Source organism: Bradyrhizobium sp. NBAIM08, assembly GCF_020193935.1.
GTDB lineage: Bacteria > Pseudomonadota > Alphaproteobacteria > Rhizobiales > Xanthobacteraceae > Bradyrhizobium > Bradyrhizobium yuanmingense.
The window spans coordinates 1-388 of record NZ_JADYVR010001239.1; the positions used below are offsets into that span (position 1 = coordinate 1).

1 protein-coding gene is annotated in these 388 nt (G+C 66.5%); it reads left to right on the forward strand.

Features of this window, described 5'->3' with window-relative positions; translation table 11 throughout:
* A partial coding sequence (locus I6F37_RS44320; RefSeq protein WP_225155034.1) for a hypothetical protein occupies window positions 1–388 on the forward strand: 388 nt, incomplete at both ends.

A 388-nucleotide genomic window follows, 5' to 3' on the forward strand; every position in this document is an offset into this window, starting at 1 on the left:
CGACTATCCATCCGGATGGCGCATTGCCGCGCCGAGCCGGACGGCGATCCCGGAGCTGAAGAAGCGCTGGCCGAACACCGAGGCCGTTGAGATCTCGGATCGCAGCACGCCGTCGGAGCTCGACCTGGTGCGGGCGATGGCCAACGACTACGACGCGGTCGTCGCCGGCGTGTTCGTGCGCGCCTCGTCGGGCAGCGGCCGTCTCGATCTGGCGCCGCTGATCGTGCGGCTGCTGCAGGATCTGTCGCGCGCCAGCGAGCGAAGTGCGCAGCCGTTGGTCGCGATGTTCTTCGGCAATCCCTACACGCCGATGTTCGTGCCGGAGATTCCGTCGATGCTGTTGACCTACGATTTTTCCGACTACGCGGAGGAGTCGGCGATCAAGGCC